The 26,121-nt window shown below is 54.3% G+C and carries 23 protein-coding genes and 2 pseudogenes; 17 read left to right on the top strand and 8 right to left on the bottom strand.

Going from position 1 to position 26,121, the window contains the following annotated elements:
* Nucleotides 1–536 precede the first annotated feature (536 nt).
* From rpoD to DBV39_RS06950, 4 genes and pseudogenes are all read left to right on the top strand, one after another.
* Complete coding sequence (gene rpoD, locus DBV39_RS06965) at nucleotides 537–2,834, top strand: RNA polymerase sigma factor RpoD (protein ID WP_108620919.1); 2,298 nt, start codon at nucleotides 537–539, stop codon at nucleotides 2,832–2,834.
* A 46-nt stretch (nucleotides 2,835–2,880) separates the two neighbouring features.
* Entirely contained in the window at nucleotides 2,881–3,612 is a 732-nt protein-coding gene (locus DBV39_RS06960; RefSeq protein ID WP_108620918.1) for an SIMPL domain-containing protein, read from the top strand.
* 110 nt (nucleotides 3,613–3,722) lie between these two features.
* A complete protein-coding gene (locus DBV39_RS06955; protein WP_108620917.1) occupies nucleotides 3,723–4,286 on the top strand; it encodes a DUF2062 domain-containing protein in 564 nt (187 codons plus the stop codon).
* Between the two features lie 100 nt (nucleotides 4,287–4,386).
* Nucleotides 4,387–5,721, top strand: a pseudogene (locus DBV39_RS06950) (IS4 family transposase).
* A gap of 138 nt (nucleotides 5,722–5,859) precedes the next feature.
* Here DBV39_RS06950 and DBV39_RS06945 read toward each other — a convergent pair.
* Nucleotides 5,860–6,441, bottom strand: a complete 582-nt coding sequence (locus DBV39_RS06945) for an HdeD family acid-resistance protein (RefSeq protein WP_159078848.1) — start codon at nucleotides 6,439–6,441, stop codon at nucleotides 5,860–5,862.
* A gap of 161 nt (nucleotides 6,442–6,602) precedes the next feature.
* Complete coding sequence (gene tnpA / locus DBV39_RS06940; RefSeq protein WP_108620915.1) at nucleotides 6,603–7,076, bottom strand: IS200/IS605 family transposase; 474 nt, start codon at nucleotides 7,074–7,076, stop codon at nucleotides 6,603–6,605.
* A 129-nt stretch (nucleotides 7,077–7,205) separates the two neighbouring features.
* On the opposite strand from tnpA, the pseudogene DBV39_RS06935 reads away from it, so the two are divergent.
* Nucleotides 7,206–7,706: pseudogene (locus DBV39_RS06935) on the top strand (transposase); the annotation flags it as partial.
* Between the two features lie 1,153 nt (nucleotides 7,707–8,859).
* Here the strand turns inward: DBV39_RS06935 and DBV39_RS06930 are convergent.
* From DBV39_RS06930 to DBV39_RS06915, 4 genes are all read right to left on the bottom strand, one after another.
* Complete coding sequence (locus tag DBV39_RS06930) at nucleotides 8,860–9,435, bottom strand: YceI family protein (RefSeq protein ID WP_108620914.1); 576 nt, start codon at nucleotides 9,433–9,435, stop codon at nucleotides 8,860–8,862.
* Nucleotides 9,436–9,533: 98 nt separating this feature from the next.
* On the bottom strand, nucleotides 9,534–10,103 hold the full coding sequence (locus DBV39_RS06925; RefSeq protein WP_108620913.1) for a YceI family protein: 570 nt from the start codon (nucleotides 10,101–10,103) through the stop codon (nucleotides 9,534–9,536).
* A gap of 94 nt (nucleotides 10,104–10,197) precedes the next feature.
* A complete protein-coding gene (locus tag DBV39_RS06920; RefSeq protein ID WP_108620912.1) occupies nucleotides 10,198–10,761 on the bottom strand; it encodes a cytochrome b in 564 nt (187 codons plus the stop codon).
* Nucleotides 10,762–10,875: 114 nt separating this feature from the next.
* The gene (locus DBV39_RS06915) at nucleotides 10,876–11,589 is read right to left on the bottom strand and encodes a pirin family protein (protein ID WP_108620911.1); all 714 of its coding nucleotides are present in this window, start codon (nucleotides 11,587–11,589) and stop codon (nucleotides 10,876–10,878) included.
* A gap of 171 nt (nucleotides 11,590–11,760) precedes the next feature.
* On the opposite strand from DBV39_RS06915, the gene DBV39_RS06910 reads away from it, so the two are divergent.
* From DBV39_RS06910 to DBV39_RS06885, 6 genes are all read left to right on the top strand, one after another.
* On the top strand, nucleotides 11,761–12,729 hold the full coding sequence (locus DBV39_RS06910; protein ID WP_108620910.1) for a LysR family transcriptional regulator: 969 nt from the start codon (nucleotides 11,761–11,763) through the stop codon (nucleotides 12,727–12,729).
* A 356-nt stretch (nucleotides 12,730–13,085) separates the two neighbouring features.
* Entirely contained in the window at nucleotides 13,086–13,637 is a 552-nt protein-coding gene (locus DBV39_RS06905; protein WP_108620909.1) for an NADPH-dependent FMN reductase, read from the top strand.
* A 275-nt stretch (nucleotides 13,638–13,912) separates the two neighbouring features.
* Nucleotides 13,913–15,508, top strand: a complete 1,596-nt coding sequence (locus DBV39_RS06900; RefSeq protein ID WP_108620908.1) for a UxaA family hydrolase — start codon at nucleotides 13,913–13,915, stop codon at nucleotides 15,506–15,508.
* 280 nt (nucleotides 15,509–15,788) lie between these two features.
* Complete coding sequence (locus DBV39_RS06895) at nucleotides 15,789–17,207, top strand: MmgE/PrpD family protein (protein ID WP_108620907.1); 1,419 nt, start codon at nucleotides 15,789–15,791, stop codon at nucleotides 17,205–17,207.
* A 57-nt stretch (nucleotides 17,208–17,264) separates the two neighbouring features.
* Nucleotides 17,265–18,434, top strand: coding sequence for an acyl-CoA dehydrogenase family protein (locus tag DBV39_RS06890; protein WP_108623150.1), 1,170 nt, complete (start codon nucleotides 17,265–17,267; stop codon nucleotides 18,432–18,434).
* Entirely contained in the window at nucleotides 18,431–19,651 is a 1,221-nt protein-coding gene (locus tag DBV39_RS06885) for a CaiB/BaiF CoA transferase family protein (protein ID WP_108620906.1), read from the top strand. Before DBV39_RS06890 ends, DBV39_RS06885 begins: the two co-directional genes overlap by 4 nt.
* Nucleotides 19,652–19,699: 48 nt before the next feature.
* On the opposite strand, the gene DBV39_RS06880 is transcribed toward DBV39_RS06885, so the two are convergent.
* Nucleotides 19,700–20,014 carry a DMT family transporter gene (locus tag DBV39_RS06880; protein ID WP_108620905.1) on the bottom strand — a complete coding sequence of 105 codons (315 nt, stop codon included), beginning with the start codon at nucleotides 20,012–20,014 and terminating at the stop codon, nucleotides 19,700–19,702.
* Between the two features lie 192 nt (nucleotides 20,015–20,206).
* On the opposite strand from DBV39_RS06880, the gene dtd reads away from it, so the two are divergent.
* Together dtd and DBV39_RS06870 are read left to right on the top strand one after the other, a co-directional pair.
* The gene (dtd, locus tag DBV39_RS06875; RefSeq protein WP_108620904.1) at nucleotides 20,207–20,656 is read left to right on the top strand and encodes a D-aminoacyl-tRNA deacylase; all 450 of its coding nucleotides are present in this window, start codon (nucleotides 20,207–20,209) and stop codon (nucleotides 20,654–20,656) included.
* A gap of 6 nt (nucleotides 20,657–20,662) precedes the next feature.
* On the top strand, nucleotides 20,663–21,625 hold the full coding sequence (locus tag DBV39_RS06870) for a PCC domain-containing protein (RefSeq protein WP_108620903.1): 963 nt from the start codon (nucleotides 20,663–20,665) through the stop codon (nucleotides 21,623–21,625).
* A gap of 234 nt (nucleotides 21,626–21,859) precedes the next feature.
* Here the strand turns inward: DBV39_RS06870 and DBV39_RS20600 are convergent, their stop codons facing one another.
* Complete coding sequence (locus DBV39_RS20600) at nucleotides 21,860–22,057, bottom strand: transposase (RefSeq protein ID WP_227870849.1); 198 nt, start codon at nucleotides 22,055–22,057, stop codon at nucleotides 21,860–21,862.
* 288 nt (nucleotides 22,058–22,345) lie between these two features.
* On the opposite strand from DBV39_RS20600, the gene DBV39_RS20595 reads away from it, so the two are divergent.
* The 4 genes from DBV39_RS20595 to DBV39_RS06845 are packed head-to-tail and all read left to right on the top strand — an operon-like array spanning nucleotide 22,346 to nucleotide 26,028.
* A complete protein-coding gene (locus DBV39_RS20595) occupies nucleotides 22,346–22,810 on the top strand; it encodes a hypothetical protein (RefSeq protein WP_407669272.1) in 465 nt (154 codons plus the stop codon).
* A 10-nt stretch (nucleotides 22,811–22,820) separates the two neighbouring features.
* Entirely contained in the window at nucleotides 22,821–24,236 is a 1,416-nt protein-coding gene (locus DBV39_RS06855; RefSeq protein ID WP_227870848.1) for a hypothetical protein, read from the top strand.
* The gene (locus tag DBV39_RS06850; RefSeq protein WP_108620901.1) at nucleotides 24,230–25,171 is read left to right on the top strand and encodes a hypothetical protein; all 942 of its coding nucleotides are present in this window, start codon (nucleotides 24,230–24,232) and stop codon (nucleotides 25,169–25,171) included. Before DBV39_RS06855 ends, DBV39_RS06850 begins: the two co-directional genes overlap by 7 nt.
* Nucleotides 25,168–26,028 carry a hypothetical protein gene (locus DBV39_RS06845; RefSeq protein ID WP_108620900.1) on the top strand — a complete coding sequence of 287 codons (861 nt, stop codon included), beginning with the start codon at nucleotides 25,168–25,170 and terminating at the stop codon, nucleotides 26,026–26,028. Before DBV39_RS06850 ends, DBV39_RS06845 begins: the two co-directional genes overlap by 4 nt.
* Nucleotides 26,029–26,121 lie beyond the last annotated feature (93 nt).

The raw sequence follows: 26,121 nt of genomic DNA, 5'->3' as shown, positions 1-26,121 counted from the left end.
ACCCGCCAATGCTTGCGAGGTCTGCTCTCCCACTGACTTCATAGTCAAAAGTGGCTGACAATCGAGACGACATAACGGGAAGCGAAGCGTATGAAGGAGACGTCGGGCGTTCGCGAGATCGAAAGCGTTTGTATGAGAGACGACTTGTGTCGTATTCGTGTATGAATGCTTTCTTTTCGTAATGAGGCCTGAGCGGTGCTTTGTCTCGACTGGGCCTCAGTGGCTCCGGCTGGGACAGGGTTGCGCCTGGACCGTGACGGCTTGAGTTGATTTCAATCCAGGTCATGAATGAAATCGGTCGGGCGGTTTGTTTGCAGTTGTAGATGTACGTATCAAGAGACTCATTTGACAGGGCTATGATGACGACAGTGCGACGCCGGACGACCACCAGAAAAGCTCCTTCTGCTACAGACCAATCCGCCAGAAAACGTTCGCCGGGCGATACAGGCCCCGGAAGCGGGTCCATTTCTCAAATCGAGTCAGTGCTGCAACCTGACCGGCATGCAGCCAAAGCCAGAATAAGTTCGAAGGACACTATGAAGTCACAATCCAAGGCAACATCCAGCGAAGATAACGACGTGACCGCCAAAACAGCGACCACGAAGGCAGTGAAGGCCACCAAAACTGCGCGCAAGACGACGGCTACCAAGACAACCGCGACCAAGACCGCCCGTGCCACCAAAACGACACGAGCTGCCAGCAAGACCGCCAAATCAGCAGCATCAACAGAGAAGACGGCAACCCGTCGCAAGGCGAGTGCGACTAGCTCCTCGAGTGATGACGATTTTGATGGTGATGACTTAGAGGCGGCTGCTCCGGTTCGCAAGAAGCGCGCAGCCAAGTCGACGGGGCGCCGTCCAGGTCGTCCTGCCAAGAACGCCAGTGTCGATCAGGACTTCGATGACGGACTGGACAATGATGACGGTGAGGTGATTCCTGATATCAAGCCTGTCAAGCGTGGCAAGCGTGGCAAGGGCGATCCGCGAGACATCATCTCCAAAGGTCCTCTCACGCCAGAAGAGTACGAAGCCCGTCGTAACCGCCTCAAACAGCTGATCAAACTGGGCAAGGATCGTGGTTATCTCACCTACGGCGAGATCAACGATCATCTGCCAGATGACCTTGTCGACGCCGAGGCGATCGACGGCATCATCAGTACTTTTAGCGACATGGGCATCGCGGTCTATGATCAGGCACCAGACGCCGAGACGCTGCTCATGAGCGAGAACGCGCCCATGGCGAGCAACGATGACGACGTTGAGGACGAGGCTGATGCCGCGCTGACAACGGTTGATTCAGACTTCGGTCGAACAACAGATCCAGTTCGTATGTACATGCGCGAAATGGGTACGGTCGAGTTGCTGACCCGTGAAGGCGAGATCGAGATTGCCAAGCGAATCGAGGATGGCCTCAAGCATATGGTGATGGCAATCTCGGCTTGCCCGACTACGATCAACGAGATCCTCAGCCATGTTCAGCGCGTACACGAAGGCGCTGCACAGATTGACGAAATTGTGGATGGTCTGGTAGACCCTGATGACGGTTCCGAGTATGCGGGTGCTGGAGTCAGTGACCCCGGCGATGATGGTCCTGCCGGGGGCATGAGCAGCAAGCAGCTTGAAGACCTCCGGGTACAGGCGCTGGACAAGTTCAGCATCGTTGGCAAGCAGTTTGAAAAAATGCGCCAAGCCTATCAGAGTGAGGGTTACAAGTCTGCTGGTTACCTGGCAGCCCAGGAGGCCATCCAGAAGGAAATGATGGGCATCCGCTTCACAGCCAAGATGGTCGAGCGCCTTGCTGACACATTGCGTGGGCAAGTAGAAGAGGTGCGTGAACTTGAGCGCGCTGTGCTCTATACCTGCGTGCAACGGGCAGGGATGTCACGTGCGTACTTTATCAAAGTATTTCCGGGTAACGAAACCAATCTTGACTGGGTCCTTCGTGAAGTCGAGGCCGGGCATGCCTATTCAGATGTGCTCGAGCGCCATATTCCTGCTGTGCAGGAACTCCAGCAGAAGCTGATCGATTTGCAGACCCGCGTGGTTTTGCCGTTGAAGGATCTCAAGGAAGTCAACAAGCGCATGGCGACTGGTGAGGCCAAGGCACGCAAGGCCAAGCGCGAGATGACGGAAGCCAACTTGCGTCTGGTGATCTCGATCGCCAAGAAGTACACCAATCGCGGTCTGCAGTTTCTGGATTTGATTCAGGAAGGCAACATCGGGTTGATGAAGGCTGTGGACAAGTTTGAATACCGTCGTGGTTACAAGTTCTCAACCTATGCGACCTGGTGGATCCGCCAGGCGATCACTCGCTCGATTGCGGATCAGGCTCGTACGATTCGTATTCCGGTTCACATGATCGAGACGATCAACAAGATGAATCGGATCAGCCGCCAGATTCTGCAGGAAACGGGTGCAGAGCCTGATCCAGCAACACTGGCAGCCAAGATGGATATGCCTGAAGACAAGATCCGAAAAATTCTGAAGATTGCCAAAGAGCCGATTTCGATGGAGACACCGATCGGGGACGATGATGACTCCCATCTCGGCGATTTCATTGAAGATCTGGCAACACTTGCACCTTCGGATGCTGCCTTGCACGGATCCATGCGCGATGTGGTCAAGGAGGTCCTTGATTCGCTTACACCACGTGAAGCAAAAGTGTTGCGGATGCGTTTCGGTGTTGAGATGAGCTCTGATCAGACACTTGAAGAAGTTGGTAAGCAGTTCGATGTGACACGTGAACGGATCCGTCAGATCGAAGCCAAGGCACTGCGCAAATTGCGTCACCCGAGTCGGGCTGACAAGTTGCGTAGTTTTCTCGAAGGTCAATAAACCTGGGTTTGGCCTGCAAGTTCGCAGGCAGCAGGAGGGATGAACCATGTCAGCTCTGGTACAGAAATGGATACCCGCTATCATTGTGGCAGCCGGTCTGGCCGGTGCTGGCTGGTTTGTCGGACAGGGTGTCGAGGGATTTCGCAAGGCGGACCGATACATCACGATTAAAGGGCTTGCCGAGAAGGATGCCAGAAGTGATTACGCGATCTGGGTGATTTCATTTCGCAGAGCCTCTCAGACGTATCAGGAACTACAGCAGGTTCTGATGAAAGATCGTGAAGAGGTTGTTTCATTTCTGAAAAACCAGGGCTTTAGTGAGCAGGATATCGAAGCTCGGTCCTTGCAGATGACAGATCTGATGGCAAGGGAGTACGGCCAGCAGGACGGTTTTACTTTCAGGTATACCGGTCAAGGCTCGGTTGTTGTTCGCACAAGCCAGGTCGAGGAAGTCTCGAGGATATCCAATCAACTCGACCCTTTGATTCAGGCGGGCGTTCAGATTTCTTCTGATGGCCCGAATGGCGGGGCACCGCGTTATCTGTTGCGCGGTTTCAATGACATCAAGCCTTTGTTGCTTGAACAGGCAGTGAAGAACGCTGCCGAACAAGCGGAAAAATTCGCTGCAGATGCAGGTGCCAAGCTTGGCAAGATCAAGCAGGCCAATCAGGGTAGCATCCAGATTCTGGACGATGATGGTACGGATGAGTATTCCTCCGGTATGACAATAGGCAAGCGCTTGCGTGTTGTCAGTACGTTCGTGTATTCGCTGGAGTGATCGCGATCAGGATGTTGCTAAAATTCGCTTGCAGGCAGCAGTGAAACTGCGATAATTCACCCTCCGTGCACGGCACGCCTCATCAATATCCATGCCCATAACGGGGACTCATGTTTGGTAAGTCTGTAAAGCGATATCTGCCTGCCCCTGAAAAGGTAGCAAATAACCGATGGTTACGTTGGTTGGGCCCAAAACTTACCCAGCCAAGTCTGTGGCAAGCTAACCGCCGAACTATCGCACTGGGCTGTGCAATCGGTGTATTTATGGGTTTACTGATCCCGCTGGCCCAGATCCCCGCCGCGGCCTTACTCGCCGTTATTTTGAGGGCGAATCTGCCGATGGCAATGGTCAGTACACTGGTTACGAACCCGTTTACGTTCGCGCCAGTCTATTTTCTGGCATACAAACTAGGGAACCTCGTATTGAGTTTGGGTGAGTCTGACCTTAGTGACGAAGCCATCGATCAGAGGCTTGCTGCAGTGACCGAGGGTGTTGACAGTTTGTCCTGGTTTGATCACATTGGTAACGTAGGAGCCCCACTTTTTACGGGGTTATTCATCATCGCTACAGTAACGTCTGTTGCGCTTTATTTTGGAATCAGCTTTCTCTGGCGCTTAGGTGTGGTGTTTCGGCAAAGGAAGCGTCGCAAGTTGCGTAATGGTGAGTCTGTCTGATACGCGTCAGATTATCAGGGCAGCGGGCCAATTCAGCGCATCCCATTACACACAACTTTAGGAATAGTGCGTAACATACTGACTTTGTTTTGAGTTACGGATGAATGGCGTGAGTTGGGCAGCAGATGAATTCAAGAATATCGATCTGGGCGACAAGCGCCTGAACAAACATACGGCGCTGCTGGCCGAGTAAATGGCAGCCAATCCGATGGCGAACATCCCGCAAGCGTGTGGTGGCTGGGCTGAAACCCAGGCGGCCTATCGGTTTCTGGCGCAGGATGAGATCGGATGGGAAGACATTCTGACGCCGCACTGGAAGTGTGCCGAGACGCGCATGCGAGCGCATCAGGTGGTGCTATGTCTGCAAGACACCACGGAGCTGGACTTCAACGGTCAGAGCATTGATGGGCTGGGTCCGTTGTCCTATGAGGCACAGCGCGGGATGTATCTGCATCCCACGTATGCTGTCACCCCTGAGCGTGAACCACTGGGCGTGCTCGATGCCTGGATGTGGGCACGGGAGCCACGCGACGAGAGCGGCCAACGAGCAGGCGTCACCGAGAGTACGCGCTGCAGCGATGGCTACAGCTGTGTTGCAGAGCTGGCATCCACTCTGTCCGAGACCCGGCTGGTGTATGTGGCCGATCGCGAAGCTGACATCGCAGCACTGATGGCGCAGGCCCGGGATCTGGGTCATCCGGCCGACTGGCTGATCCGCTCGCAGCACAACCGGGCATTACCGGATGGTGGCATGCTGTGGTCGACGGTGACCGAGGGCGACCCACTGGGAGGTATCTGCTTTACGATGCCCTCGCGCCAGGGCCAGAAGGCTCGTGAAGTGCGGCAACGCATCTGGGCGCGACGATTGATGATTGCCGATGGCAAGGGTGGCGAAGTCGAAGTCAGTTGCCTGGTCGCACGCGAAGACGAGGCGCCCAAAGGTGTCAAGCCAGTCGAGTGGCGGTTGCTCACCAATCGTGGGGCACAAACACTCGAGTCAGCCATTGAGCTGATTGACTGGTATCGGGCGCGATGGGAGATCGAACTGTTCTTTCATGTGTTGAAAAATGGCTGCAAGATCGAAGCCTTACAGCTGAGTACCGTGAATCGACTGGAGCGGGCACTGGCCTTGTTCATGGTGGTGGCGTGGCGCATTGCGCGACTGATGCGTCTGGGCAGAACCTGTCCGGATCTGGATGCAGCTCTGCTGTTTGAAAAAGACGAATGGCAGGCCGCATACATTCTAAATCGCAAGAAAGTGCCCAAGTCACCCCCTAAACTCAATGAGGTGATCCGCCTGATTGCCATGCTCGGCGGATTCCTGGGTCGCAAGGGGGATGGGGAGCCCGGCGTCAAAACGGTCTGGCTCGGATTGCAGCGGGTGGTCGACTTTGCTGCCGGACTCAAATTTGCCCGGGAACTTCAGGACGAATGACTTGTGTGTAATGACATGCATTCAACGATCTCCCAACCGTTACATCCTAATTATGACGCGAGAACAATGGCCCCTCAAAGGGGCCATTGTTATGACTGGCATGGACTCGTTCGTACTCCGTCATTTTTTCGAAACGAATCAGGCACTGCCGCTGCGTTTGAGCGCGCTTCCCAATGCAATCAGTGCCCATCCTTGCAAGAGCAACTCTATCGCCAGTAGCATTCCAGGAACCCATAGGCTCGCTTCGGGCCAGTTGTTCAGGATAAGAATGCCGAGAACGATCGACAACCCGCCTGAGATGGCAGACCACATTCCATTCCCGAGTGACCAGTTCTGGAACGCCGAGATCAGTCGCATAACACCTGTCACCAGAAACAGGGCCGCCAGCCAGATCGTCAGTCCTTGAAGCGCAGCGACTGGTGCCACCCAGATGAAGATTCCCAGCCCGATATAGAGAGCAGCAAACAGTGACTGAATCAGAAACGTTTTCCAGACTCCTGCCTGAAACGCGTGCATGCCCATCAGTACGCCACCGATAATCGCAACGATGCTCAGGATGGTAATCGAAGCGAAGGAGAACGCGACCTCAGCTAACAGGCCAATCGTCCCGCAAACAACCAGAAGAATCCCAATCACGACCAGCTTGCTTGCGTGTTGTGACGCCTGCTTGAATAGCCGCTTCTGGCTTTCGTTGAGATTGGAAAAAGGATCGTTATTCATCAGATGCTCCGGTGAAGCTCCAGCCGACAAGGTGTTATGGCTGGGGTGGAAGGGGCGTAGCCGACTGGCCACGCGATTGAACACTTGCCCGCGCATTCCCCTTGCTAGTCCGACTGGTTCGCGTGCGAACCTTTATGCGAAGCCGACCGGACAGGAGGGGGTCAAGCGGGCGGTCTGGTAATGGGTGACCCTGAACCATTTGCCTTGGCGACTGTTTTGCGGGCATGCTCTTCGGTTCCCTGAGCGTCGACATAGGCCCGCACTGTCTCAAGCGTTACGCCGCCGACACTGCCGACAAAATAGGCGCGGTGCCAGAACTGCGGTTTCTTGTAGAAAGCCGCAATATGTTCGGTAAAGCGGTTTCTGGCACGGCGGGCGCTGGCCGTCTTGAGGTTGTTGATCAGTACCGAGATATCCAGCGCCGGATGGATATCGACCAGCAAGTGCACATGATCGGGTTCCCCGCCAAATTCCACCAGATTGCAGCGCCAGGCGGCGAGGCAATCCGCAAACGCTTCCTTGAGATAATCAAGCAGTTCCGGCGTCAGCGTTTCGCGGCGATACTTTGTCACTAAAACGATATGTAGCTTAATGTTATAAACAGCGTTAGAGCTTGATTTGTTAGCATTTTCCATGCTTGCGCCTCAACGAATTGTGCTAGTGTAACAGCACTTGATTGGAAACGAACCTCAGCTAGGCTGGTGTGCTTCTCCAATCTCACGTGTACTGATCTAAAAAATCAGTATGCTTGATGAGATGGCACGATGGCGATGAATCGAATTCAATTTGAACCGGGACTCTCCTTGCCGGAATTCATTCGGCAGTTTGGCACAGAACCTCAGTGTGAGTCAGCTCTTGAGAAGGCTCGCTGGCTCAGCGGATTTGTCTGCCCACGTTGTCATGAGTCCAGTCACAGCAAGACTGGCGGTCGTACGCATGCCTTGTTTCAATGCCAGGCCTGCCGGCATCAGACATCACTCATTGCGGGCACCGTGATGCAGGGTACCAAGTTGCCATTGACCACCTGGTTTCTGGCCATTTACCTGATCAGTCAGGCCAGGACGGATCTTTCAGTACTGGCGCTCAAACGCCATCTGGGCGTGAGCTACCCGACAGACTGGCTCATGCATCACAATCTGAGGCGTGCCATGGCTCAGAGGGAGAGACGCTATACCCTCGAAGGGCTAGTGCAACTGGATGATGCCTCCTGCTGCGCTCTCAGGCTGCAAACGCCTGAGTCACAGGAGTCACAGCGGCGCGCTCCAGGTTCACTGGACGGCCTGATTGCGCCGTTGTTTCGCTGACCATGAAAGCATGCCCTGTTGTCGCTAGTATATCCATCGAGCTGGACCAGATAGAAGTTATCCTTAAATCACCCGGGAGGGGGATAAGTCGCTTTTCGCCTGATCCCGCCCGGGTTGCTGCATCGCATCCGGTTATAGAGCAAACATTCTTGCACGTCGAGCTGGAGTCAACTGGAGGCAAGACTGTCACATGCCAATCTTCGTCTTTATCAGGGGATTCGGTCTTTTTGTGCAAACTGGGTCTTAGGTTACAATAGCCACGCTTTGTAAGCTGACGTTTGTATCGGACGTGATGTCCTGACAAAGGTTATTCGTCAAAGCGGTTGGGCCTCTAGCTCATGCCTGGTTAGAGCAGCGGACTTGATGGCAGATAGCCTACGGAATTTTCTACGGCTGTCTGCGTATGGGTTGCATTGGGGCAAGTTAACTCTGCCCTGATGTAGAACTACTCAAATTCGGGGAAGCCTCTGCGTAATGCGTGGTGATCCCGAGCCAAGCGTTGACCTGTTGGTTGACGAAGGTGTAGAGACTGTACGGGTAGGTCGTAATGACAAGAGACAGTCCAGACCACGAACCGGAAACGGGCAGTGAAAACTGAAGTGGTAAGCATAATCCGTTGGTGCTCGGTTCGACTCCGAGGGGGCCCACCACAATTTTAAAGTCGTTGTTACGCGATTGGTGCCGAATGTGCGTGCCTTCCCGTTGTGTCCGCGTTTCTTGATGCATTTCATGTTCCCGTTGTCCAGAGGATAGTCCAGCCAATCAGGGACGATGCCTGCCTAGGAGTCTATTGGACTTGAGGTTTGTCGGCGCGCCACGAATGCTACCCGCCATACTTTTGCGAAACCTCTCACGAAATCGCTGTATTGTGTCAAAGATCGCTAAATAAAAGTTTAATTTCGACCGATCTCTACCTGTTTTTGAAAGGTCCGACAGGCTCCTGGCTCCGGTGATCAATAGTGCCGGGTCTGTCGTGCTTTTTTACTCAGGCAGCCGTACGTTGATTTGGAAAGGGCCTGCCCGCAAAATTCGGACAGGCCCTTTATGATGAGCGTTCACCAAGATCTACGGATCAGCTCAGCTGATGTGGTTTGTGACGACATCAGACCTTGCTTTACTGTTCAATCGCTTCGATCGCGATGTCAATGCGGACTTCGTCACCCACGGCTGGTGCGAATTTGCCGGCATTAAATTCCGAACGCTTGATTGTGGTGTAGGCGTTTGCACCGATCGCATTCTTTTTGAGCATCGGGTGTTCCTTGTTAGTGAACGACGTGACAGTCAGCGTCACAGGCTTGGTGACACCCTTGATCGTCAGGTCACCATTGATCCTGGCAGGCTGGCCATTCTCAAAGAGTACGCCAGTGGATTTAAAAGTTGCTTGCGGAAATTGGGCAGTATCGAGAAAGTCAGCGCCCTGGATATGTTCGTTAAATGTCGGAAAACCTGTTTCGACCGAGGTAGTATCGATGACGATATCGACAGATCCTGTTTGCGCTTCTTTATCAAACACAACCGTTCCGGCTGTGTCCTTGAATTTGGAAAGCTGCGTTGACAGTCCCATATGGTTGTATGAGAAGCTCGGGAACGTGTGCGTGTTGTCGATGACATAAGTCTGGGGAGCAGCCCAGACAGATGTGGCGGCCATTGATGCGATTGCGAGTGCTGCAAGTTTGTTTTTAAAGCTCATTGAACTCTCCTTCATGGGTAAATGGGTGGAACCTTCGGGTCGGGTTCCGCTTCAATATGTACTGCATCGAATCCGAAGCAGTTTCACTATTCTGTGGGTCAGTTAGGCAGTGCCGTGATCTGGAATTTCACTGTTACGTCGTTTGCAACAATGTCGTATTTTGCCCACGAACCTTCACCAATACTGAACTGACCACGCTCAATCGTGAACTGCCCTTCAAATATGCCTTTTTCACCGTCCTTCTGAAAGGATGCAGGTACTGTGATGGTCTGGCTCTGGCCTTTGATAGTGAGAGTACCTGACACGTCATACAGGTTGTCTGCCGTCTGGGAAATGACGCTGGACGTAAAAGTGGCAGTAGGGAAATTTGCAGCGTTGAACCAGTCAGAACTCAAGGCCTCTGAGTCAAAGTCGGGCGAACCGAGATCAACGCTGCCTAGAGCAACGTGGATCTCAGCCGATCCTTGTGCCGGGCTATCAGGATCAAACTGCAGTTTCGCGTCGAACTCGCGGAACTGACCATCCATACGAACGCCCATCTGTTCAAAGGTGAAGGCGACCTGACTATGCTCAGGCTGTAGTTGTCCGTATGTCTGAGCATGTATGGAACTAACGAACGCCAGTGCGGCACTTGCCACCACGAACTTCATTTGTGTGCTTGATAACATTCTTGATACCTTTCGAATTAAACAATCGAACAAATCGCAAACCGCAACGTCAGAAAGCCAAAGCGGTTGACCAGTATTCTTCAAACCTGCACTGCTATTGCTGAGGATCTCCGGGCAACATGCGCTTCATCACCTGGTCTTTGTCTATGAAGTGATGCTTCAATGCTGCGGCTACATGGCCGACAACCACGATTGCAAGGAGAACATTTAGATACCAATGGGCGCTTTGCAACAGATCACCAAGGTCACGATCGCGCTGCACCAGGTCGGGAAGTGCCCAGAGGCCAAAGAGCACCGTTGGTACACCTTTGGCTGAGCTCATCAGCCAGCCGGAGACCGGGATCGTAACCATCAGTAGGTAAAGTCCAAGGTGACCAAAGTGGGCGCCGGTCTTTTGCCAACGACCCATTGTTGCTGGCATGGCAGGAGGGCGATGGGTAAACCTCCATAACAGACGAAATACCACCAGTGCCAGAGCAATGATCCCGGCCCATTTGTGCCAGGAGATCAACTTGAGCTTTTCCGGTGAGAACGATAGTCCCGTCATATAAAGACCAAGCGCAAAAATGCTGGGCAGTAGCAAAGCCATCAACCAGTGCAAAAGCTTTGCTACCGGGTCGTATCTCGCGGAAGTGACTGAAGAAGGTTGTGATGTCATGGATATCGGATGTTTCAGGATCGTCAGTTTCAGGTGTCTGGTAGTCCTGATATTTCAGGCCTGCCCTCACAAGACTGCTTCAAACGCTTGATTTCTGATCTTCTTTGTCGTTTCTCATTGCTGTGGATGATTACTTAGGTCAAACAGCAGAACTTCCGCTTTGACTGCATCATTGAGAACCAGTTCACTTTCATCGGCTAGTCTGGCAGCATCTCCGCTTTCAAGCGCCTGGCCGTTGACAGCAACCCGTCCCTGAACAACATGCAGGTAATACCGACGCGAGCTGTCGAGCTCAACCGACACTTCATCGGTTTCGTCCAGCAACGAGCCATATAGAAGTGCGTCTGCATGAATCGTGACTGAACCATCGCGGCCGTCAGGTGAGGCAAGCAGGCGCAGGCGACCACGTTTCTCCTCGTCACTAAATGACTTCTGTTCGTAGCCTGGTTCGATGCCGGCCTGATCAGGTTCGATCCAGATCTGCAAAAAATGCGTTGTCTGTCCATCTGCATGGTTAAACTCACTGTGTCGCACTCCAGTGCCGGCACTCATTCGTTGCACCTCTCCTGGTTTAATCGAGGCGCCATTTCCCATGCTGTCGCTGTGTGCCAGTTCCCCTGATATGACGTAACTGACGATCTCCATGTCTCGATGACCATGGGTGCCAAAACCCGTTCCAGGTGCGATCCGGTCTTCGTTGATGACCCGCAGGTTTCCCCACCCCGTGTGCTCCGGGTCGTAGTAGCCCGCAAATGAGAAGGTGTGAAAGCTTTTGAGCCACCCGTGATCGGCGTAACCTCGGTCGTTTGATCGACGAATACTAAACATGATGTTTGCTCTCCTGAATCTTGTGTCTGGCACTTGCAGTGAGCACGACCTTTGTGGATCGGGGCCTTGCTGTGCGATTGTGATGCAATACCGTAACTTTAGATCCGTGCGGTTGTTTTGCAGGTGAGCCGCTTTGATGGCATCATTCAATTTATTTGAATTAATCAGCGCATGAAACTAGAAAGTAATTCGACTCCTCGCGATGTTTTGACACCTGAAGCGCTAACCATGTTGCAGCATATTGCCGACTGCGGAAGCTTTGCTGCCGCCTCCCGACTAGTTGGAATGGTGCCAAGCGCATTGACCTATCGGGTCAGGCAAATCGAGGATGCCCTTGATGTGCTGCTGTTTGACCGGAGCTCCCGTCAAGCCAGACTGACTCCGGCCGGAGAGGAATTGATCCGTGAGGGTGCGCGGCTTCTGGATGAAATTGACGCTGTTGCCAACAGGGTCAAACGAGTTGCAACCGGGTGGGAGCCTCAGTTAACCGTCGCGGTGGACAGTATCGTGAATCTGAACGTAGTGATGGAACTCTGTGAAGCATTCTTCTCAATGGATCCGCCCACCCGGATACGGCTGCGCTCCGAGACGTTGTCCGGTACTCTGGAGGCGCTTTCACTCGGGTACGCAGATCTCGCCCTAGGTGTTGTGTCCGATGTTATGAGCAATCAGGGGTTGCAGAGCAAGCCACTGGGCACACAGTCATTTGTATTTGCAGTGGCTCCCCATCATCCGTTGGCGCATGCCCCTGAGCCCCTGAGTGATGATGTGATTGTCGGGCACCGTATTGTTGCTGCGGCCGATACTGTTCAGCGAGGTAGCGGCATGAGTGTTGGTCTGCTCAGGGGTCAGAACGTGTTCACCGTCACAACACTCGAAGCCAAGTTGCAGGCCCAGCTCAGAGGGTTGGGGTGCGGATTCTTGCCGCAAGCCATGGCCAGACCTTATCTTGAGACTGGGCGTCTGGTAGCCCGGCGGGTCGAGCGTAAGGTTCACCAGATCAATACAAGCTATGCGTGGCGCCGGACCGCGCCATCCGCCCAAGGTCAGGCACTGAGTTGGTGGCTTGAACAACTGGACAAGCCGGCGACACGGGCTGCGTTGATGAGCATGAATCCAAATACGCCAGGAGTTGATTGATTCACTTGGTTGGAGGTCCTGGTGCGAGGGCTGAATCCCTCCAGGGCTATGAACAACCCGGGTTGATTCTGATGTGCGAATTCCGGAATGTTTGTTTGATTGCCGTGTTTAAATTCAAAAATTTTGAAGATAAACGTGAAATCATTTCGTCCCCCTGATCCGTTGAATAAGCAACAATAGAAGTGTTGGCAGTCAAGATCGAACGCATTCAAATACGCACTTCTTTCTGCTGCCGTAAACGCAGATATTGATTCGGACTGCAACGCGGTCTGGTTTTAGTTCAGTTTTTCTGATATCGAAAGCTGTCACTCTATCGAATGAGGCTGCTTGTCTGAGTTAAAAAATGGAGCTGTTACATGTCACAATTTAAAATTGCCATTATCGCTGGAAGCCTTCGCAAGGACTCTTATAACGTCCGTCTCGGACAGGCCATTTCATCCATGCTCCCTGAGGGATTCGAGGCCAAATTGATTGAGATCGGCGATCTGCCACTTTACAACCAGGACGAGGACTACACTCCGGCAGCTTCTGTGGCTCGCCTGCGTGAGGAAATCAAAGGCGTAGACGCAGTGATATTTGCAACACCTGAGTACAATCGTTCAATCCCCGGTGTTCTGAAAAACGCTTTGGATCACGCATCTCGTCCTTGGGGTGAAAGCGTATGGCAAGGCAAGCCAGCTGGTGTCATCGGTGTTGCAGGTGGAGCAATCGGAACCGCCATGGCGCAGCAGCATCTGCGTAACATTCTGGCTGCTTTGAATATGCCCACGATGGGTCATCCCGAAGCATTCCTTCAGTATAGCGATGATCTGTTTGATGATCAGGGTGGAATTGGAGCCAAGAGCCGTGACTTCGTTCAAGGCTGGGTGGACTCGTTCGCCAAATGGGTCAAGACACATGTGAAGTGACGATCAGTCCTGACGGACGAACAAGTTCGAACAAAGCCCCGCAAGCGTTTGATGCTTGCGGGGCTTTGTTTTGCGCAACCGGCATGGGCGAACCCGGTGCGAGGGAGCTGGGCCAGTGAGCCCCCTTGTTGGCTGCCCACTATGCCGATTGCATACTGCTCGGAGAATCGGGCAAATATATCTCCAGTGCTACAAGGGTAAGGCCGGATACAAGCCAGTCACGCCAACCGATAGGCTAGATGATCATGTTCCGTGTCTCGTTAGGAGTACCGTCAATGCCTGAGTCGTCCCTTCAGTTGTCCAGTGTTGATCCAGTCGGATCGCAGGCTGCAGATCAAGGCCAGAGCCCATCTGTCAGTCCAGTCATCAAGCTTGATGCGGCAGATAACGTCGTGGTCGCTCGACAGGAAATTGCGGCAGCGGTATCGCTGCCAGAATTCAATGTGGTGACGCAAGGTGTCATTCCACTTGGGCACAAAGTTGCGATTCACGCTATCAAACAGGGTGAACCGGTTCTCAAGTACAACACCGTTATTGGGTATGCCTCTGAGGACATTGCTCCTGGTATGCATCTGCACAGTCATAACATCGTGTTTGATGAGGTCATCAAGGACTACGCGCCGGGACGCGATTATGTGCCGACAGACCTACTGCCCGTGGAGCAGCGTGCCACCTTCATGGGTTATGTCAGGGCGGATGGCCAGGTTGCCACCCGCAACGTAATCGGGATATTCATCACGGTGAACTGTTCAGCGACGGTCGCCCGCAAGATCTCGCGTTATTTTGATGAAGAGCGGATGGCGCAATATCCAAATGTTGATGCCGTGGTGGCATTTGTCCATGAGCAGGGATGCGGCATGGAGATGACGGGCGAACCCATGGATCTGCTGCGCAGAACCTTGGCAGGCTACATCCGCCATCCCAATGTCGCTGGTGCACTGGTAGTCTCGCTTGGCTGTGAACGTAACAATCTTGCGCAGTTTTTCAAAGAGCAGGGGCTGCAGACAGGCAAGATGCTCAAAGCGCTGACGATGCAGGAGGTGGGCGGAACGCAGGCGGCTGTGAAGCAGGGGATTGCTGTGGTTAGGGATATGCTTGAGCAGGCCAATCAGGCTGTTCGTACGCCTTGCTCAGCCGAGCATCTGATTGTCGGTCTTCAGTGTGGGGGGTCAGATGGGTTCTCCGGGTTGTCGGCCAACCCGGGGCTCGGGAAGGCAGTGGATATTCTGGTGCGTCATGGTGGCACCGCAATACTGTCAGAAACGCCGGAGATCTTCGGCGTGGAGCACACCTTGACGGCCCGATCCAGAACACCTGAAGTCGGGCGCAAGTTAATTGAGCGAATTGACTGGTGGCTCAAGTACAACGAAGGGCGGGATACCCAGATTAATGGCCGGGTCTCGCCAGGCAACAATGCCGGCGGACTGGCCAACATACTTGAGAAAAGTCTGGGCGGAGCCAAGAAAGCGGGTTCGAGCGGCATGATGGAGGTCTACAAATATGCGGAGCCCGTCACAGAGCGTGGGTTTGTGTTCATGGATACGCCTGGCTATGACCCGGTTTCCGCGACCGGTCAAATTGCGGGTGGTGCCAATCTGATCTGCTTCACGACTGGCCGGGGCTCCTGTTTTGGGTCTTATCCAGCCCCAACCATCAAGCTCGCGTCCAACTCGACCATGTATGAACGCATGAGAGAGGACATGGATATCAATTGCGGTGGAGTCATCGATGGAACCCAGACACTCGACGAGTTGGGGCAGGAGATATTCGAAACGATCCTGAAAATCGCTTCCGGCAATCACTCCCGTAGTGAGGCGCTGGGTGTGGGAGAGGAAGAGTTCTGTCCCTGGCCTATCGGTGTCGTTGCATGATGCCTGACAGCTCCGCTTGAAGGGAAGCAGGGCGGGCGAGCCCGTGTTACGGGTCTGAAGCACTTGTCGAGATAGGGTCGCTTGACAAGCGGTTATCTGTCGTTCAAACTTTGTCCAGACAAACTAACAATGATGATGAAGTGATGTTCGAGCGGCATGCAAGCGTCTATGGCAACGAGGTAACCAACTAGGTGGATCGCCTTTTCAATGACCCTGGCAGGCAGGTCGTAGCTCGACAGATCGGCCTTTCATTATCACAAGCATTTCTTTGGAGACAATCATGACTGAGACAAGCGTTCCTGCACCCGGACAGTCCATATCAGAACAGATCGCAGCCTATGCTGCAGAATTCGATGCCAGTCATATCCCGCGCGAAGCTCAGGCCAGGGCGCGCGAACTGATGCTCGATGCAACAGGCATTGCACTGGCGTCTCATGGCTATCCATTTTCAGAGAGAGCGATGGCGGCGATTGCATCGCTCAATGCAGGTGGGCAGTCTGCGGTGATCGGATCGGCAACCCGCCTCGATATTCGTAATGCGGCGCTCATGAATGGCATTCTGATTCACGGGCTGGATTACGACGACACGCACGCAAGGGGTGTCATTCATGCGACTTCTTCGATTTTTCCGACTGTGATGTCGTTAGCGGCCGACCTGAATCGCAGCGTCCAGGATATGGTGTCGGCTTATGTACTGGGTGTCGAGGTCGCCACCCGGCTTGGCTCTGTTGTCAAAGGTGGGTTTCACCAAGTCGGTTTTCATCCGACTGGCTTGATTGGCGCGTTCGGGTGTACGGTGGCTGCGGGCTGGCTGCTTGGTTTGAATGAGCAACAACTGGTCGATGCGCAAGGACTGGTGTTGTCGATGGGAGCTGGCAGCATGGAGTTTCTTGAAGACGGCGCCTGGAACAAACGCATGCACCCAGGGTGGGCTGCGGTGTCGGGGATCACGGCAGCGACGCTTGGCAAGCACGGATACAAGGGAACGCGGCTCGCCTACGAGGGACGGTTCGGGCTCTATCGCAGTCACCTGGGAGAACATGCAGCCTGTGATCTGGCTCTTGCCACGCAAGGGCTTTCTAAAGAGTGGGAAGTTACACAGATCAGTGTCAAACCGATGCCAGCGTGCCACTTCACTCATGCTGCAGTGGACGCCGCGATCCGCATTCACAGGCAGGGTGTTCGTCCGCAGGACATTGAGCGAATCGAAGTACTGATTCCTCAAGAGGTCATCAAGACCGTTTGTGAGCCACAGGACTCCAAGCGCAAACCAGCCAACTCATACGAGGCGCAGTTCAGCATTCCGTATCTGGTTGGAACCGCTCTGGTGCATGGTCGCCTGACACTCGACGACATTGATCCGCCTGCCTTGTTTGATCCGGCTGTTCTCGCGCTCGCACAACGCATTGATTACCGAGCAGATCCAGACAGTGCCTTTCCAAAGTACTACGACGGCGAGGTCATTGTGCAATTACGTGACGGCACCACGATCCGGGAGCGGGAGCCCGTTAATCGCGGGGCCAGTGATCGACCGCTCAGCCGTGACGACATCTGCATCAAGTTTCGGGATAACGCCCATAGACAAGTCAGCCCCGAGCGCGCAGAGGTCATCGAGTCCCTGTTTATTGGCAGTGACGCAGGGATGAGTGCCCGGGCGCTAGCAGAAAGTCTCGGCCAGACTGAGACGGTGTCTGCCTGAGATATTGACGAAACGATCACAGAACATAAGACTTCCAGGAGAGTACGTAACATGAGCATGCAGCACGACCAGACGCAGGATCAGGATCAGGAGCAGGAACAACTCATCCTGGACGGGCTTGAACGTTTTCTTGAGCAGGTTGTTGAACCTCACGCCTGGCAACTCGAGCACGACGATGAGTACCCAGCCGAGATCGTGGAAAAGATGAAGGACATGGGGTTGTTTGGTTGTCTGATCGATACGAAGTATGGCGGACTGGGATTGTCGACCCTGACCTATGCCAGGATGATCGAACGCATCTCGCGAGTCTGGATGTCGGTCGCGGGCATTATCAACTCGCATTTGATCATGGCCATGTGCGTACAACGTAATGGCACGGAGGAACAGAAAGCGTATTTCCTTCCAAAATTTGCGACAGGCGAATTACGAGGGGGGATTGCGCTGACCGAGCCTGATTGCGGAACGGATCTGCAGGCCATTCGTACTGTTGCCAGACGGGATGGAGATGTCTACATCGTTAACGGGACCAAGATGTGGATAAGCAATGGTATTTACGGAAATTGCTTTGCTGTCCTGGTCAAAACTGATACCAGTGCAACGCCAGCCCATAAAGGAATGTCTCTATTCATTGCCGAGAAAGGCGATGGGTTTACAGCCAGTCGCAAGCTTGAAAAACTCGGGTACAAGGGTATCGACTCTGCAGAGTTGGTGTTTGGCCAGTATCGCGTGCCAGCATCCAATCTGATTGGCGGCAAGGAAGGCAAGGGTCTGCAGATGATTTTGAATGGTCTGGAACTTGGCCGTATCAACGTAGCAGCCCGTGGTGTTGGTCTGGCGCAGGCAGCTCTGGACGAGGCGGTCAAGTACTCTCAGCAGCGCAAGACCTTTGGCAAGCCGATTTGTGAGCACCAAGCCATTCAGATCAAGCTGGGAGATATGGCAACCAGAACCGAAGCCTCGAGATTGCTGGTTGAGCGGGCAGCAAGAGCATACGACCGCGGCGAGCGGTGTGATATGGAGGCGGGGATGGCCAAGTTGTTTGCCACTGAAAGCGCCATGGAGAACAGCGCAGAAGCGATGCGCATTCATGGTGGCTACGGATATTCCAAGGAGTATCTGGTTGAGCGCTTTTACCGGGACGCACCATTGCTGGTGATTGGAGAAGGTACCAATGAGTTGCAGCGAATCATCATCGCCAGACAGTTGATTGAAAGGAACAAAATATGAGTTTGCCGCTTGCCGGGATCCGGATTCTGGCGGTTGAGCAGTATGGGGCCGGCCCGTTTGGTACCCAGCATCTGGCCGACATGGGTGCTGAAGTCATCAAAATCGAGAACCCCCACGATGCAGGAGATGTCAGCCGCTCGGTCGGACCCCATTTTCTGGAGAATGGGGACAGTCTGTTCTTCGAGGGATTCAACCGTAACAAGAAGAGCATCCAGCTTGATTTGAAGCACCCGGAGGGTGTGAAGGTATTGCACCGGTTGCTGGAGGGCGCTCATGTCCTTTTCAACAACCTGCGTGGAGATCTTCCAGCAAAACTCGGCCTAACCTATGCTGACGTCTGCCACATTCGCAAGGATCTGGTTTGCGTTCACCTGTCCGCCTATGGCAGGGATGGCTCGCGGGCTAGTTGGCCTGGATATGACTACCTGATGCAGGCCGAAGCCGGTTATCTTTCCCTGACGGGTGAACCCGATGGTCCACCTAGCCGGTTTGGGCTTTCGATGGTTGATCTGATGACTGGTACGACCGCAGCGCTGGGGATTGTGAGTGCCTTGCTTGGCGCGCGCGAGACAGGCAAGGGGATGGATGTCGATGTCAGTCTGTTTGATGTGGCGCTCCATAACCTCGCTTATCTTGCAACCTGGTATCTGAACGCTGGTCATATGACCACCCGCGCACCAGGTTCAGCTCACCCGTCACTTGTTCCAAGCCAGTTATACAGGACTCTGGATGGCTGGATTTTCATCATGTGCAACAAGGAAAAATTCTGGCCAGTCATGGCTGAGTTGATGGATCATCCTGAATGGGCGCAGCGACCGGAATACAAAACCTTCGCTGACAGGCTTGCCAATCGCGAGGCGTTCAATCAGGAAGTCGAAGCAGTCATGCAAACTCGCACGACTAGTACATGGATGGAGAAATTTGCAGGAAGTGTGCCAGCAGCACCTGTCTTCGACGTGGCTCAGGCGCTGGAGAATCCCTTCGTAAAAGAGCGTCAAGGCATTCTGGCGGGCGAGCGATCCGGTCATCTCGGTCAGTCTGCAAGCGTTGATGCGGTGTCTCATGTCAAGGCAATCGCTTCGCCTCTGCGATTCTCCGGTGCCAGTGCGCCGGCCAAGGCATCGCCTGCGATGGGGCAGCATACAGACGAAATTTTAAACAAGGCTGGTCTCACGCCCGATCAAATCCGGTTTCTCAAAGAAAACGGAGTAGTCTGACAATCCGGTAGACTCACTGGCACTGAAACTAGTTCAGTACCTGCGGTTTCAGGAAGCTAGTTTCATCAGCACAATGCCAGAGGTGATGAGAATTGCGGCTGCGATTCTCATCGGTGAAACTGATTCGCCCAGAAACACGACACCCATCAGAAATGCACCGACCGCACCGATGCCAGTCCAGATCATGTATGCAGTTCCAAGTGGCAACTGTCGCATTGCGGTCGCGAGCAGACCAAAGGAGCCCAGCATGGTGACCAGCATGATGGTGGTGGGAATGATGCGAGTAAAGCCATTGGAAAGCTTCATGGCGTAAGCCCACGCCACTTCCAGAAGCCCTGCGATGCCAAGCAGAAGCCAGGCCATGATGACACTCCATGACCGGGTCGTCCCGGGAGATGCCCACAGATCATCCGAAATGTGATCGACTCGAGCGACAGCCAGAGGTCGTCCTCAGGCCCGGAAGGGATTCTAGCGCATAAACTTGTGGTTTTGGTTACACGGGGACGGGGCATGCCCGTGATGGTGTGATGCGTTCAATATGCCAGGAGGCAGACGTTGCGAGTTGTGATTCAGAGGGTAAACCAGGCGAGTGTGCAGGTTGATGGCGAAATAGTCGCTGCAATCAATCAGGGGTTGCTGGTGCTGGTGTGTTCACAGCCGGGGGATCATCCCGATCTGATTGGTCGCATGCTGGGCAAAGTTCTCAAGCTCAGGATATTTTCTGACGAGACCGGCAAGATGAATCGCTCACTGCAGGACGTGCAGGGGGGGCTGCTTCTTGTTTCGCAGTTCACGTTGGCGGCAGACGTTTCCAAAGGCAATCGCCCAAGCTTTACTGGTGCCCTGCCTCCCGAGAAAGCGCGGCAGGATTACGATCTGCTGGTCAGTCTAGCCAAAGCCGCCCACCCCGTGGTGCAATGTGGTGTCTTCGGGGCTGACATGAAAGTCAGTTTGCTCAACGACGGACCGGTGACCATTCCAATCGAGATGACAGGTGAGGTTTGAACCATCATGCGTAGCATTCGCCATCCAGGACCTGTAATTGAGCCAGCTGTGCTGGCCCTGCCTGCACAGTTGCGTACTGTTAGAACTCGTATTGAGGCGGGCAGCACGCTGCTTGAAGGATTTGCAGGTCTGTTACGGCAGTATGCATGTCAGAGCGCGGTTGCGCGGTTAGGGAAGTCTTCGCTCTGGCCGGTCGTCTATGTGTTGCCGGCATTATCCAGATCGCCCGAGCATGCCGTGTACTACAGCGATCGGCATGTGCCAGATGCACCGCTTGCACTTGAAACCGGCGCAGTCACCATCGGACTTAAAGGCGACGAGCTCTGGTTGCATTGCCACGCGAGCTGGTACGACGCCGATGGCTTCTGGCATTGCGGACATCTTCTGCCGGATGAAACTGTGCTTGATGCGCCAATGGAGGTCGAACTGACGTTACTAGGTGGTGCGGGATTTGTGGTCTGTCAGGATGTTCATACCAACTTCAGTTTGTTCAAGCCGCGAGAACTGGCCGAGATGCCCAGGTCGTCGAATCATTCAGACTCCTTGAACTCTACCGGAACAACCGCAGCCAGTGTGTCACATTGTGGTGAGACGAGCGAGATCCAGGCAGGGTGGTGCTTGCGCATTGCGCCCAACGTGGACCTCTGTGAGGCAATCGAGACTTTCTGTCGGGACAATAACCTTCGTCAGGCGCAGGTGCTTGGCGGTGTTGGCAGTACGGTCGGCGCAATGTTTGACGATGGGCGAGTTGTCGATCCATTTGTTACGGAGCTTATGATCGAGAAGGGTCTGGTCACGAGTGATTTGATGCGAAACGAGACAGATCAGATGGCGTCACGGGAGTGCGTCGTCGCACAGCTGGATGTGGCACTGATTGATTATCAGGGAGGTGTCCATCGTGGAAGGCTATCGCGTGGCGAGAATCCGGTTCTGGTGACATGTGAACTGGTAATTGCTGAACTCAGGTGACAGCAAGTCGTCTTCATGGGAAACAGGTGTTCCGACAACCCGCTCCAACCTCCCGCAACGCAGTCTCGGTATCCGACGAGCCTCGCTGACCGTTATCTACCTGGGTCGCACACAATGAAGATGGCGCGATTGACATCCTCTTATCGATGACAGGACTTGGCCCGAACCAATCTCTTGGGAGGCCCTCTGTACCGATTGATCGACACTTGAACAATTGCCCGCGCATTGCCCTTGCTAGTCCGACTGGTTCGCGTGTGAACCTTTAGGCGAAGCCGACCGGACAGCAGGGGGGGCAAGCGTTGCGCTGCCGACACTGCCGACAAAACAGGCGCGGTGCCAGAACTGCGGTTTCTTGTAGAAAGCCGCAAGGTGTTCGGTAAAGCGGTTTCTGGCACCGCGGGCGCTGGCCGTCTTGATGTTGTTGATCAGCACCGGTGGGAGAGTTCATAGACTTCAAGTCCGACAGTGTGATGTTTTGAGCCGGATCAAGAGCGACAGTGTTTGAGCAGAAATACGATGTCAGGCGATCTGGGATCAGCCTTGGAATGGCTTGTTTTTCTGTTTTATTTCAAATTGTTAGTGTTCTCCTGGTGGTCACCGCACACGTAGTTCCCGGATTGGGAGTGTTCCTGTTCGCAGTCTTTGCAACGCGGTCATTGCGAATTGAGATGCGTGGCTGTTGACTGCAAACTCTCGTCTCCTTGTCGCAGGAGACCATTCATGCCTTCATTTCAATATTTTTCTACCGATGCTGCACGCTACAACGCTGATAAACGCGATGCTGTCCTAGCGCCAGTTCATTCCAAAGCCAATTGCTTGCACGGTCACGGGGTCCCATCGGTTGAGTCCACGGCCCAATCCGTACAAGGGGAGCGGGCCCGGCTTGCAGCGATACCTGCGTCTGGACATCGTCGTCCAGTGTGTCACTCTCAGCAGGGACTCAGGCGTCAGCGCGGTCAGGCCATGACCGAGTATCTCGTTATTGTTGCATTGGTTGCAGTTGCGGCGATTGCTGTTTATCAGTCTTTTGGGCAGGTCATCCGAGCGCAGGTGGCCGGACTGGCCAAGGAGCTCTCGGGAGAAAGTGCCACCCAGGCGGTTGATGCAGCGAGAACTGCATCAGGCGATGCGATCAAGCAAAAGCGTCTGAAGTCACTCAAGTCATACGGCAACCAGGAACAGTGAGACTTTGATCGTGCAACGAGTGCGGCGTGTACGACGCGAGCGTTTGAGGCAACAGCGTGGTGCGATCATGGTGCTGGCCGTCCTGATGATGGGCGTGGCTGTGATTGCCTGGCAGCATCGCGCGTCACTGTCGCAACTGCTCATGACTCAACAGTCGCTTGATCAGGCGACTGCCGCCGCTGCGCTCGGTGCTGCCCAATGGCACGCCAGAATAATGAATGCGCATGCCATGCTGAATCGAACCGAGATGGCACATCAGGTCGCTATGGCTCATTTGATGACGCTAGCCAGTGCCTGGGAGATGAGGCGGAGAATGGCGCAGAAGGTGGAGCAAAGAGATCCGCCTCCTTCGTTGATCGGCAGCTTCTTTGGAAAGCAGTATGCGGATGCGTTCACGAGTTCGACCAAGGGCAAGGATGCCAATGCCATGAAGGACCTGAAGAAAGCGTTCGAACATCATGATGAACTGCTAAAAATCCGGCTTTTACAGGCACGACGCAGCTTGCACAAACAGCTTCCCGTAAGAACCGAGGCCATTGTGCGTGAGATTTTGCGCAGAAACCTGGGGGCAACTCGGGGGGCCGATCCAAAGGTATCGGTTCAGGTTGTCAATGCGGGAGGTTTGCCAGCCAAGGTTCGAGCCGTTCAGGACAGCGATCGCTGGCAGGCCTGGGTGGACGCTGTCATCGAGCGGCATGAGTATCTCGACGCCCGAATGGATTTCAAGTTTGCGGGATCCCCGTTCTATCCAATGTGCCCATGGCTCAAACATGTCCTGGTTCGCAGGGGTGAAACCGTGATCAAGGCAGATGGTAACTGGAGCACCGAGGATACCGAGGCATATCACAAAGTCATGCCGTTGCCAGAGTATTGCTACTTCAGGGAGTACCCGATGGGCTGGGCGGATCTGACGGTCAAGCATGTCGGGCGACGTAGTGTGGGCATGAATGATGATGACGACACACAGCGGACCGTCATCGATGTGCCTGAGAATTTCAGCAAGGTCACCTTCAGGGGCTTTGTGACGTCCCTTGGAAACGCAGCATGGAGTCTGGTTTATCCGTTCTCGAACGGCATGTCACGCGCCCGTAGCCTTGTGGACTCTATACAGTGGAAGCGCACAGCGTATCCCGTTCCTTACGAACTACCGCATCAGGAGGCTGACGCGATTATCACGATCCATACTCAGATCCCCTTGTCCACACTGAGTGGGCGCGCCTGGCGTATACGCCTTGCACAGAAGGGATTGATTGACGCCGAGCGAGCGGACTGGCCTTCCTATCTTAGAGCAAGCGCCGCTGCAACAGTCGAATACGACCGGTTCGATGGGCGGTCCGGGTCCACCTCAGAGCGATTCAGCCTGCTGCAGCCATTCTGGTTAGCCCGTCAGGTTCCAGTGACTGATGAAGGCTGGCGGCCATGGTAAGAGCAATTGTTAGGGGGATCTCATCCGGCCAGGGTGTGCGGTCAGGGCAGGCTGGGCAGGCTCTCGCTGAAGCGTGCGTGGTACTGACACTGGCGACCACGCTGTTTCTCGCCGTAAAAGCAGGGTTCAGGGAGCAAGCGCAATGGCATCAGGATCTGGTTGGCACCCACACTGCTGCATTGGTCGTGGCGCTGGGTCATCAGGACGTATCGACAAGCAGTATGACGGGTCCAGAGCAGGGGGTGCCTCGCACGATATGGGATAGCGTCAAGAAGATTGGCATCAGTCTGATCGATCCATTGCTGAGTCGTGTGGGGGCAAAGATTCCCCTGCCGGGTCAGAAGACAGGAGTGGGAGTGGCAATCGGACGTTCCATCTTGCAATCCGGCCGAAGCATGGGCGCAGAAATGCTGGCAGACAAGATTGATGAGATCGAACCCCATCGTGCATGGCGAGCATTGAATCGTTTTGGCGCGAAGGTGCTCGGTACGGATAGAAGGTCTCGTGCCTGGATTGGTCAAGGGCGGCAAGTTGATACGCAGGACGTCGACCGAGCGCTGTTAGGTGAGAACCTGCATTTGACTCAGATCATGGATGGCCCGATGCAGTGGGTGCAGGCGAAATCCCTGTCTATCTATGGCAATCACGCCTGGCAGCTTCGTGGAAGCGCTGCTGTTGCCTATACCCACGACACGATCGACCGGATAGATGTGTCCGAGGACCTCTGGCAGAGCGCGACCAGGCCGAGCCGGGCACTGGTCAAGCGGCTCTCCCCAATGACCACCAAGGTCGATCAGCCGTGGGATCGCAAGGCTGCGCCAACGGACTGGTTGTCCAGATGGAGTGATGTGTCTGATTTTGAAGTTCCCGAAAAGCCAACTGGCGTGATGGCCGTTGTGAAAGAGATTGTTGACGTAGCTGGAGATATTTTTTGAAGAATGGTTCTGTTTGTCAGACAGTTGGTGTGCCAGCAAAGCGGGGTGTCCGCCGCACGGTGCTCTTGATCTCTATCAGCCTCCTGCTGTTGCTGGGGATCATGACGCGTTTGACTGGTTATGCCTACGCATCAACGGGTTACTGGAGCGTTCCGATCACGCTCATGTCATACACATTTTCCATTCTGACCGGTGGGGATAGTCCGATGGACTGCTACTACGACGAAACCGAGCCCATGTTCTCCATGGGCAATGTTTCGCGATGCGTGGTGCAGCCGGTTGCCCGGATTGTGGGTGGTCTGTGTGTCACCTTCGAGAGCTTCTGCTCAAAACAGTCTGTGGAGGAGTGGACGCAAGAGTTTCTTGATCGCAACGAGGGTGTGACAGATGCCTTTGTGGGAGAGTCCTCTGTCACATTGCTGGGTCAGGACAAAGATGTTTCATGGCGTCTTCACGCCCTGGTTGATGAGCTTGATGAAGACCAGAGCAGAATTCTCTACTCCTCTTTGCGTGAGGTCGGGTTGCATGGCCAAGATCTGGTTGGTGAAGAGGGCTTTGCAGCCATGCGTCGCAATGCGCAACGCCAGCGCAACTCCGACAGCAACAGAAGGCTCAACAGTGATCTCCACGCAGGAAAGGGTCCGGACCTGTCTGATCAGCTTGAGCCTGACTGGTTGCTTGAGGATAGTTTGAGCCGTGCAGACGTATCAAAGACAGATCCGGTCGAGCGTGAAGTGCAGGGCGATTCGGCACTTGAAAATCAGGAGAAGCGCCATCCTGTTTCCTCAAAGATCCAGACATCCAGGAAAGCAGGCAGGTCTACGCCGCCACTGAAGCGATACAGGGAAGGAAGTTGATCCTCCGGCGTTCGCGTGGCCAGACAGCCCGGCCCGGCCTGGACTGGCTGGCCATTGCCGGGTTCACGCTTGACAGACCGGGTGTCACTTTGT

Source organism: Orrella marina (assembly GCF_003058465.1).
Taxonomy (GTDB): domain Bacteria; phylum Pseudomonadota; class Gammaproteobacteria; order Burkholderiales; family Burkholderiaceae_B; genus Algicoccus; species Algicoccus marinus.
This window is presented reverse-complemented; position numbering and strand designations above follow the sequence as displayed.

What these genes read in the sequence shown, in the direction of transcription:
- DBV39_RS06920 (WP_108620912.1), bottom strand. Translation starts at nt 10,761, where the DNA reads ATGACATCACAACCTTCTTCAGTCACTTCCGCGAGATACGACCCGGTA.
- DBV39_RS06960 (WP_108620918.1), top strand. Translation starts at nt 2,881, where the DNA reads ATGTCAGCTCTGGTACAGAAATGGATACCCGCTATCATTGTGGCAGCC.
- DBV39_RS06915 (WP_108620911.1), bottom strand. Translation starts at nt 11,589, where the DNA reads ATGTTTAGTATTCGTCGATCAAACGACCGAGGTTACGCCGATCACGGG.
- DBV39_RS06910 (WP_108620910.1), top strand. Translation starts at nt 11,761, where the DNA reads ATGAAACTAGAAAGTAATTCGACTCCTCGCGATGTTTTGACACCTGAA.
- DBV39_RS06850 (WP_108620901.1), top strand. Translation starts at nt 24,230, where the DNA reads ATGGTAAGAGCAATTGTTAGGGGGATCTCATCCGGCCAGGGTGTGCGG.
- DBV39_RS06930 (WP_108620914.1), bottom strand. Translation starts at nt 9,435, where the DNA reads ATGAGCTTTAAAAACAAACTTGCAGCACTCGCAATCGCATCAATGGCC.
- DBV39_RS06870 (WP_108620903.1), top strand. Translation starts at nt 20,663, where the DNA reads ATGCGTAGCATTCGCCATCCAGGACCTGTAATTGAGCCAGCTGTGCTG.
- DBV39_RS06880 (WP_108620905.1), bottom strand. Translation starts at nt 20,014, where the DNA reads ATGGCCTGGCTTCTGCTTGGCATCGCAGGGCTTCTGGAAGTGGCGTGG.
- DBV39_RS06895 (WP_108620907.1), top strand. Translation starts at nt 15,789, where the DNA reads ATGACTGAGACAAGCGTTCCTGCACCCGGACAGTCCATATCAGAACAG.
- DBV39_RS06925 (WP_108620913.1), bottom strand. Translation starts at nt 10,103, where the DNA reads ATGTTATCAAGCACACAAATGAAGTTCGTGGTGGCAAGTGCCGCACTG.
- DBV39_RS06900 (WP_108620908.1), top strand. Translation starts at nt 13,913, where the DNA reads ATGCCTGAGTCGTCCCTTCAGTTGTCCAGTGTTGATCCAGTCGGATCG.
- rpoD (WP_108620919.1), top strand. Translation starts at nt 537, where the DNA reads ATGAAGTCACAATCCAAGGCAACATCCAGCGAAGATAACGACGTGACC.
- tnpA (WP_108620915.1), bottom strand. Translation starts at nt 7,076, where the DNA reads ATGGAAAATGCTAACAAATCAAGCTCTAACGCTGTTTATAACATTAAG.
- DBV39_RS06885 (WP_108620906.1), top strand. Translation starts at nt 18,431, where the DNA reads ATGAGTTTGCCGCTTGCCGGGATCCGGATTCTGGCGGTTGAGCAGTAT.
- DBV39_RS06955 (WP_108620917.1), top strand. Translation starts at nt 3,723, where the DNA reads ATGTTTGGTAAGTCTGTAAAGCGATATCTGCCTGCCCCTGAAAAGGTA.
- DBV39_RS06890 (WP_108623150.1), top strand. Translation starts at nt 17,265, where the DNA reads ATGCAGCACGACCAGACGCAGGATCAGGATCAGGAGCAGGAACAACTC.
- DBV39_RS06905 (WP_108620909.1), top strand. Translation starts at nt 13,086, where the DNA reads ATGTCACAATTTAAAATTGCCATTATCGCTGGAAGCCTTCGCAAGGAC.
- DBV39_RS20595 (WP_407669272.1), top strand. Translation starts at nt 22,346, where the DNA reads ATGCCTTCATTTCAATATTTTTCTACCGATGCTGCACGCTACAACGCT.
- DBV39_RS06945 (WP_159078848.1), bottom strand. Translation starts at nt 6,441, where the DNA reads ATGAATAACGATCCTTTTTCCAATCTCAACGAAAGCCAGAAGCGGCTA.